Source organism: Pedobacter sp., from assembly GCF_035566355.1.
GTDB lineage: Bacteria > Bacteroidota > Bacteroidia > Sphingobacteriales > Sphingobacteriaceae > Pedobacter.
In genome coordinates this window covers 1-9103 of sequence record NZ_DATMRL010000223.1, presented here as the reverse complement: position 1 = coordinate 9103, position 9103 = coordinate 1, and the positions used below count along the sequence as shown (strand labels likewise).

Annotated in this window: 9 protein-coding genes; 4 read left to right on the top strand and 5 right to left on the bottom strand. The window is 38.3% G+C overall.

Annotation, left to right across the window (positions count from 1 at the left end):
- A partial coding sequence (locus VNZ46_RS08530) for an alpha/beta hydrolase (protein WP_325559678.1) occupies positions 1–785 on the bottom strand: 785 nt, incomplete at its 3' end.
- A 40-nt stretch (positions 786–825) separates the two neighbouring features.
- Positions 826–1146 carry a helix-turn-helix transcriptional regulator gene (locus VNZ46_RS08525; protein ID WP_325559677.1) on the bottom strand — a complete coding sequence of 107 codons (321 nt, stop codon included), beginning with the start codon at positions 1144–1146 and terminating at the stop codon, positions 826–828.
- A gap of 157 nt (positions 1147–1303) precedes the next feature.
- Here VNZ46_RS08525 and VNZ46_RS08520 point away from each other — a divergent pair, with 157 nt between their 5' ends.
- A complete protein-coding gene (locus VNZ46_RS08520; protein ID WP_325559676.1) occupies positions 1304–3322 on the top strand; it encodes a sensor histidine kinase in 2019 nt (672 codons plus the stop codon).
- 155 nt (positions 3323–3477) lie between these two features.
- Here VNZ46_RS08520 and VNZ46_RS08515 read toward each other — a convergent pair whose 3' ends face one another.
- Both VNZ46_RS08515 and kynU read right to left on the bottom strand, forming a co-directional pair.
- Positions 3478–4443 carry a tryptophan 2,3-dioxygenase family protein gene (locus VNZ46_RS08515; RefSeq protein WP_325559675.1) on the bottom strand — a complete coding sequence of 322 codons (966 nt, stop codon included), beginning with the start codon at positions 4441–4443 and terminating at the stop codon, positions 3478–3480.
- Positions 4444–4458: 15 nt separating this feature from the next.
- Positions 4459–5757, bottom strand: coding sequence for a kynureninase (gene kynU, locus VNZ46_RS08510; RefSeq protein ID WP_325559674.1), 1299 nt, complete (start codon positions 5755–5757; stop codon positions 4459–4461).
- Between the two features lie 334 nt (positions 5758–6091).
- Between kynU and VNZ46_RS08505 the strand changes: the two genes are divergently transcribed.
- Positions 6092–6586, top strand: coding sequence for a DinB family protein (locus VNZ46_RS08505; RefSeq protein WP_325559672.1), 495 nt, complete (start codon positions 6092–6094; stop codon positions 6584–6586).
- 186 nt (positions 6587–6772) lie between these two features.
- The gene (locus tag VNZ46_RS08500) at positions 6773–7360 is read left to right on the top strand and encodes a GNAT family N-acetyltransferase (RefSeq protein WP_325559670.1); all 588 of its coding nucleotides are present in this window, start codon (positions 6773–6775) and stop codon (positions 7358–7360) included.
- A 14-nt stretch (positions 7361–7374) separates the two neighbouring features.
- Here VNZ46_RS08500 and VNZ46_RS08495 read toward each other — a convergent pair whose 3' ends face one another.
- Positions 7375–7941 carry an RNA polymerase sigma-70 factor gene (locus tag VNZ46_RS08495; protein ID WP_325559679.1) on the bottom strand — a complete coding sequence of 189 codons (567 nt, stop codon included), beginning with the start codon at positions 7939–7941 and terminating at the stop codon, positions 7375–7377.
- Between the two features lie 131 nt (positions 7942–8072).
- Between VNZ46_RS08495 and VNZ46_RS08490 the strand changes: the two genes are divergently transcribed.
- Positions 8073–9103, top strand: a 1031-nt coding sequence (locus tag VNZ46_RS08490) for a FecR family protein (protein WP_325559668.1), incomplete at its 3' end; no start/stop codon positions are given.

Genomic DNA, 9103 nt, shown 5'->3' with positions numbered 1-9103 from the left:
GATATGACTTGTCCGGCAGCGCTGATATGCGGAAAATGACCTTCAGCATCTAAAACAATCAATTGACTTCTTTTAATATGTGCTTTTAGATAGGTAGCAACCGTATACGGTACTGCGATATCCTCTTTTGTTTGTAGCAATAAGGTTGGTTTATCCAATTTAGCAAGTGCTTCACGCACATCAGATTCAAAAATAACCTTAGCAACAGATAAGGCAATATCTGGCCTGATTTCCATCAATGTATTTGCAAAATACTGACCAAGTTCCGGGTGGTCTTCATTTCTCATGGCCGCTGCAGAAAATCCACTTGCCCAGGCATAATAATTACCGGTCATGGTTTCATACATATTGTTTAATATTTCTGAGGTAAACCCTCCTGAATAATGACTAACCTGATCATTTAAATATCTGGGTGATGCACCTATAAATACCAGTTTTGACAGGTGGTGTTCCGATTTAATAGTAGCCAACAATCCAATCATAGAACTGACAGAATGTGCAACCAAAATGGCATCCTCCAGCTGCAACTCGGAAAAGATGGAGAGCATATCATCCGCATATGATTTTAGTGTATTGTATTTAACAGGGCTATAGATGGCCGGATCGGTTTTGCCCGAACCAGCATAATCAAACAGCACCATGCGGTAATTATCTTCAAATGCTTCTTTTACAGCTTTCCATGCTGTTTGATCGGTTCCAAAGCCGTTTGCAAATACAATGGTTTGCATGGCATTTAAGTTTCCTTCAACAGAAACATTGTATTTTTCTAATAGAGTAAGATTCATTTAAACAAAACGGGATTATAGCTCTAAAGTATATATATTTTCAATGTTTTCCCAATATACGGGCCTCGTCATATAAGGCTATTACCTTGCTTTGTAGAACAGATATTTCTTGGTCTTTGTGTAGTATTTTAAGTTTTAACGATTCCATTTCATCGACAGCAGGCTCCTCATTAAGCAAATAAGCTATAGAAACCCCGAAATAAATAGCAATTTGCTTAAGTCGGTTCATGTTAATGCTTGTACCGCCATTTTCAATTTTGGACAAGGCAGGACTGGTAATCCGAAGCGCTTCTGAGACCTCTCTTTGCGTCCTGTTTTTTTCCAGTCTTAACTGTTTAATAATTTCTCCGGTTGTTTTCATTCCTTAGTGTTTCTTTTACCAGATGAAGACGCTGATTAAATAATTATTCAAACGCTATCAGGTCCATTTAAAATAGTTTATTTAGTTATATTACTATAATATACGAGAAACAGGAACGAAAAGATTTTATCAGAAATGCAACATCAAAAATACTTTCATGAAAATGATATTTTGTTATTTTTGTTTATACATCATGCGCCTTATTATTTCTGTTTTCCTTATTCTACTTTCTTTTGCCGTCAAAAGCCAGGAAACCATACCAGATTCCCAATACGACTATCGAAATATTGGCAAAAGAATAGTGTACCTGGAGGATAAACAGGCAACAAAATCACTGAAGCAAATTATTGCCCTGGATTCCTTACGGCGGTTTGAAAAAGGTAAGCAGGAGATCCTGAACTTTGGCAATACGACTTCTGCCATATGGATTAAGGTTAACTATATCAACCATCCCTCGTCACCACTTTACCTTGTTCTTTCGTCAGCGAACATAGATAATGTCGACATTTATATAGAAAAAACTGATCATTCCTTCCAACATCTAAAAACTGGAAATGCCTTTTACCCTGTCCCTGGGGTGGATATTGAAAATAATTTCATTATCAAACTACCTCAGGAAACAAATCATAAGTCCAAGTCTGTTTATTTGCGTTTAAAGACGAATAATATTCTGATTGTACCACTCAAGTTGGTTACCGGTGAAGTTTTGATGAAAGGAAAAGCTTTTACAGACAGGATAGAATACCTATATATAGGTGTATTGATTTCCTTGCTGCTGTACAACCTTTTTCTTTACATCAGCCTCCAGGACCGTACATATTTATATTATACTATCCATGTTCTTACACTTTCCTGCTACCTTATGGTGTATTTAAGGGGATATGGTTTTTTACTCGGAAGTGATCTGAGAATACTTATGAATCAATACCCTCATGTGTTTCTAAGTTTATCAATCATCAGCGCGTTCTTTTTTTCCAGATCTTTTCTCAATCTCGAAAAGATAGCGCCCCGTATGTTAAAGATATATTATTTTTTAGGTGGATGTGCCGTTTTTCTATTGATACTCAGTTTGTCTGGAAATAAAGGATACTGTGCATCAATTGCACAGGTGCTTACTGCATGCGTTTCTTTAAGCTTGTGGATTTCTGGAATTATAGCTTATAGAAGAGGCCATCAGCCAGCAAAATATTATGTTGCCGGCTTCTTTTTTGTTCTGCTGTCTGTTGGTCTGGTTATCTTTAGTCTTGCAGATGTTATAAAGTTTAATGACTTCACGATGGAACTGGTACCCATTGGCTCTACGGTGGAGTTGTTATTTCTGTCTTTTGCACTTGGAGACCGCTACCGGATCATTATGAAAAAAGAGCGCGATACCAGCTATCAGAATCTTACCCTTGTTCAAAACCAAAAAGTCCAGCTTGAAGAGTTGGTTCAAAAAAGGACCCAACTGCTCACAAAGACCATAGCTGAATTAAGATCTTCTAATCATGTAAAGAACAAATTGTTTTCTATCATAGCACATGACCTAAGAAGTCCGTTGAACAGCTTAATGAGCATTCTTGCCCTGAACGATAGTGACATTCTTTCTATGGACGACATTCAATTTCTTCTCAAAGAGAACAAAAAGAACATAGAAACTATTTACAATACGTTAAATAACCTCCTTTATTGGGCAAAGAGCCAAATGGACGGCATAAAATTAGAAGCAACGAATTTTGAACTAAAACAGCTTATAGAGGAGCTCCTGCTGGTATATGCGCCTTTACTGCACAACAAACAGATACAGGAAGTATTGGAACTTAATGGTCTATTTACTGTTTATGCTGACGAGAACCAAATAAAACTTATTATTCGTAACCTGATTGACAATGCGATTAAGTTTACTCCAAAACGCGGAAAAGTCTCACTATCACTGAAACTCAGCTCTACTGGAGTAGAAGTTGAAATATCAAATTCAGTAGCAGATCTAAAAAGTATAGAAGATCTGGGCTCGAAACCGCTCCATGATTTCAAAGCAACTTATGGAACCGAAAATGAAAGAGGGGTTGGATTGGGGCTTCATTTGTGCAGGGAATACATTAAAAGTAATGGTGGTGATCTGAAAATTAAAACGGACGGTGATATGATTTCTTTTTCATTTACGCTTCCTGGGGAACAAAGAAGGCCGGAAAGTTGAATCATCAACGCTCCGGCCTTACCTCTCGACTTACTCTCCCTATAGAGTAAAATTTTGTTTAACCGTCTGCTTTGTTTTGAGCATTGAAACTAATTTAACGATAATCACATTCGGTGATCTCATTCAACTTGTTCATTGTTATTGGTTTGATCTGGTCATTTCATTTTGGCTGATTGCTTCAATGCACTGATCACCCAGCCTTTGCCCCATTCATCTATTTGTTCTGTTGTCCATAAAAAGGGATAAAAGATCCTTTTCTGAAAACGCGGCGGCAAATATTTCTGCCAGTTGGTTCCTCCGGTAGCTGCGATATCGACAGGATCCCTCTCCAAATATCTGACTGCAGATTTATAATGAGAAAGTGGCCATTCCACGTTTACAAACAGGTCCAGATACTGTAATTCCTTTGCAAGCCCGCTCACATCATGACCCTCAGCGGCAAATTTCTGGTATAAAACGGCAAAATTGGTTTCCTTTCTATCTTTAATCAGCTGCAAGAACTGCTCCGCATATTTATTCATGAATTGTTTCAAAGTAAGGGTCTGTTTGCCTGTTGCAAGTTCAGTTGCCCCATATTTCCAGTAAATATGCTCAAATTGTTCTTCTATTGAAGCATTGGTCAATTCCTCTCTTTTGTTTTTATCTATCAATCTGTTAAAATCAGTTGCAGATATTTCTATCATACGGTACTGACCAGACTGAAAACCGCTGGCAGGCAATAAAGACATTCGAAACTTTAGAAACTGTTCCTTTTCCATTCCGTTGACCATTACATCAAAAGAAGTGGTCAATGCATTAAAATAAGCGTTTATACGCCTTACCCTTTCCGTAAAAAACTCTACTGTCAAAGAAGGATGTGAAGCGACCTGTTTAAATTCATGCAGAGATAGCTTAAAATAAAGCTCTGTGATTTGATGATACATGATAAATATCTCCTCATCGGGGAAAGGAGTTTTAGGACTCTGCAGACTAAGCAGGGTATCCAAATGAATATAGTCCCAGTAAGTCAGGAAATCGGCGTACAACAAGCCATCCAGATAGGCAGACATGTCCTGTCCCATTGCAGTATATTTTTCCTGAAGCATGTTCAGTTTCTCAATAATTTCAGGTGTAAGTTCCATGATCAGATTTTAAACTTATGCTTTTGAATAATTTAATTCTCTGCAAACTGAGAGCAATAGTTTTCCCGTTTCAAACACATCTTCGAAAGAATTATATAAAGGTACAGGACTTAACCTGATGACATTAGGTTCACGCCAATCGCCAAGGACGTTATTGGCAACAAGATGTTCAAAGATCTGTTTGCCATTTTCTTTAGCAACAATAGAGAGTTGAGCGCCACGGTCCTCTTCAGTTAAAGGCGTAATGACCTTGTACTGTTCCTCTCCGAGCTGATGATTGACTTCACCCAGAATATAACAAAAATAAGCCGTAAGCATTTTGCTTTTAGCTCTCAGTGGTGCCATAAATCCTACTTTTTCAAATATTTGAAGAGAGGCATGATATAAAGCCATTGGCATGATCTGCGCACCACTTAGTTGCCATCCATCGGCGCCGGTCTCTGGTACAAAGCCTTTTTCCATTTTAAAACGCCTTGCTGACTCATAGCCCCACCAACCTGCAAATCTATTCAGACTTTTGTCATTAAAATGCTTCTCATGCACAAAAATAGCACTAATGCCACCCGGACCTGAATTCTGGTATTTGTAAGAACACCAGCAAGCAAAGTCTACGCCCCAGTCATGGAGTTGCAATGGCACATTCCCGGCAGCATGCGCCAGATCAAATCCTACTACCGCACCTATGGCATGGCCTGCTTTGGTAATTACTTCCATATCATACAATTGGCCGGTAAAATAGTTAACCCCTCCAAAAAGCACTAAAGCAATTTCATTCCCATTGTCTTTTATCGCTGAAACAATATCTTCAGTTCTCAACGTATACTCACCCTCTCTCGGGGAAACTTCTATAATAGCCTCTTTCGGATCATATCCATGAAAACGCACCTGGGTTTCAATGGCATACTGATCAGATGGAAAAGCACCTGCCTCCATAATGATCTTAAACCTGTTTTTATTTGGTTTATAAAAACTGACCATGAGCAAATGCAGGTTCACTGTTAATGTATTCATTGGCGATACTTCGTCTGGATGAGCACCTACAAGCGGAGCAATTAATTTCTTCAGTTCTTTTTGGTAAAACATCCAGGGGGTTTCTCCTCTGAACCACCCTTCTACAGCCAGGTTCTCCCAATTTGTCATTTGCCTGTCCAGAACTGCGCGTGCAGTTTTGGGTTGAAGGCCCAGTGAATTCCCACACAGATATATAAAAGGTTTTCCATTTTGTTGCGGAAACAAAAATTCATTTCTCATATGCCCAATCGGGTCATTTTGGTCAAGGTTTTTGGCAAAAGCCAGGTTGTTTTCAAAAATCATTTTAAAAAGCTTAATTATAGTATAAAAAAGAGTGCTGATAGCCTGAAGCTGCCAGATGCAGATTAATAAACACGAAAGTTGTTCGAATTAGGAAATTCCAGGTGATACCTGGATTAGGAAGGCCTACTGATGATATTTTTTAGAATATTTATCATTTGTCTAATACTGAAAGCTAAAGTACTATTAAAATGTCTTTCCAGCAAATATCTTAATTGCATTTCCTGATTAATGCTAAGATTCTGGCGTAAATCCCCCCCTAGTTTGTCATTTATAGTTATTTGATCTCCCAATATTTCTTCCCAAATTAGTTATTCAACCTAATAGAATGACGACTATGGAAATTAAACCTAAAAGCAATCGTTTGTATGCTTTCTTAATTCTTTTTGATATGCATACCAAGTTTTTCAAAAGTGCATTGGAGGGTATCTCTGATGAAGATGCCGGAAAACGTATGGGCACCAAAGCTAATCATATAGCATGGCTGGCAGGTAGTCTTGTCCAGCAGAGATTCGATTTGGCCAGTTTATTAGGAACTGAACAAAAATCAGCAGCCGATGATCTGTTTAAAAATAACAAAGGTATTCAGGATGATACGGTCTACCCTTCTCTGGATACCTACAGGCAGGACTGGGATAAAATTTCACCGATTTTAAGAGACCTGTTGATGAACAGCAGCGAAGAACAACTGAACAAGATACTGGAATTTCCAGGTATGAGCTTCTCCACGTTTGAAATGATTTCCTTTAACACCTACCGCGAAGCGAATATGATTGGACAAATTGCACTTTGGCGCAGGTTATTGAATTACGATGGGATGAAATACATGTAGTCCAGGTATTGAGAAGATACCAGAATAAATTATCTCACAATAAATTGCTACTTTCATAATTTAAAACTAAATTTGATTCATTGTCATTCAAACTTAACTATATCTAAACTTTATTTATTGATATAACAGTATTAACTGGGAATCGTGTCGTTAAGACAAGATTCTTAAAAATCAAATAATAGAATTATGATTAAGGCAAAGCGTAAAGACAAAGAAAAAATCATACAAATCCTTACAAAGGCATTTGAGCAGAATCCAAGAGTAAATGACCTGGTTAAACAGGACAGCAAAAGATTGCATCGCATAGATCGTCTGATGAGGTATGCCTATAATGTATGTTCCGTTTTTGGAAAAGTGCTGGTTTCAGATGATGGAAAAGCTTGCGCGCTGATCTTGTATCCGGATAGGAAACAGTTCTCGTTAAAGGGTGTTTATTGGAAAATGGAACTTCTCCTGGGAACTGTGGGTTTTAGAAGTGCGTTGAAAGTTTTAGCCAGGGAAACGTTTGTGAGTAAACACCATGAACGTTACAGTTATTACATTTGGTTTATGGGGGTAGATTCTGAGTATGTAAATATGGGGATAGGTACTGACTTTATGGATGAGCTGATAGCAGATGCAGATAGAAGAAAAAGACCTATTTATCTCGAAACCCATTTACCGCAGAATCTAGCCTGGTTCGAGAAATTTGGATTTGAGGTTTTTCGTGAAATTAAGCTAGATTCACCTCTTTATTTTCTACGGCGTAAATCGTTCCATTATTTCTTAAAGTAAGGCCTCGGCCCAGTTTAAAGACGGTATATAGCCAACAGGCCCAGGAGTATAATTATAGGCATATTGTAATCCTTAAGTTCAGTTCTAAGTTTTTTCAATGCTTTACCGACATGCTTTTCCACCGTATTCACAGAAATATTCATCTTTTCTGCGATGGCTTTATAGGAAAGCTGTTCTTCACGTGATAAAATAAAAGCTTCACGGCATTGCGGCGGCAAACTGTCTAAGATTTCTTTGATTTTAAGTTCTGTTTCCCTTGCTACATAATCATCCTCGATATTAACGGAAAACGAGTCTCCCTCCTCTCTCACTTTTATATAATGTTGTGATCTTAACAGGCGGCTACGGAGCTCGCTCAAGGCCTTATTTCTTAAAGTAGCGTATAAATAAGCTTGTAAATTTCCTTCAGTATCCAGGTTTTTACGTTTAACCCAAAGGTTTAGAAAAACATCCTGTACTAACTCCTCAACCAATTCTTCGTCGCCAAGTTTTTTATAAGCAACCCGGCAAAGTTGTACATAGTACAGACTATAGACAGTTTCAAAGGCCTTGATATTGTCTGCATGCAACTGCTTAAGCAGTTCCGTATCTGAGTATTTGTTAAAAGATTTAATGATGGTTCAGTGTTATGGTGTAAACATAAATAAAAAAATAACATAAGCAGATGGCGGTAAAATCATTTTTGTGCAATACATAAGTATAATTCAATAGTATGCTCCCTGAAGAACTACCTGAACTTATCAAGTTATACCTCAAAGGAACCTGTACTCCGGCTCAAAAGGAACAGGTAGAAAAATGGTATGAGGAACATCAGTTTACTGAAATGGAATTTTACAATCAGGATGAGGTTTTGATAGCAGATTCTGCTCAAAGGTCACTGACTATTTTAAAGCGGAAGATCTTATCGACCCGGCCTGAAAAGACAAAATCTATCCGGTTATTATATATTGCCGCTGCTGTTATGCTCGTCCTTCTATCGGCTGGCTTAATGATGTATAAAAATTTCAACACGTCTTCTGGAAATTATTATGTCAATGATATTGCCCCGGGCAAGAACAAGGCTGTATTAAAACTCGCTGACGGATCAAAAATAGTACTCGATAATGCTGCTAACGGCAATCTGGTAACGCGGTCTGGCATCCGGATCACTAAGACCAAAGATGGTCAGCTGGTGTTTTCTGCAAATGCAGCTTCCAATCAGAAAATTACTCCATCTAATGGTCATACAAACACGATCACTACTCCTCGGGGCGGCCAATACCAGGTGGAGTTGCCAGATGGTACGGTTGTATGGTTAAATGCTGCCTCTTCCCTTCAATTTCCAGAAAGCTTTCAAGCGAGTCAGCAAAGGCGGGTTACACTTACCGGGGAGGCTTATTTTCAGGTGGCAAGGGATACGAAACGTCCTTTCATTGTTCACACAAATGAACAGGATGTAAAGGTACTGGGTACTCATTTCAACATAAATTCATACAAGGAAGAAGCCGCTGTAAAAACAACCTTACTGGAAGGTTCAGTTGAACTTAGCTTTTCAAAACACACTCTGGTACTAAAGCCGGGAGAACAGGCTGTTCGTACAGGAGAAAATCTGCAAATACATACTGTGGATACTGAAGATGCAATAGCCTGGAAAAATGGAAAACTCAAATTTTCAAATGAGAACATCCGGGATCTCATGCATCGGATTGCCAGATGGTACGATGTTGAAGTTGTCTATGATGGCAATATGACCAATAAAGATTT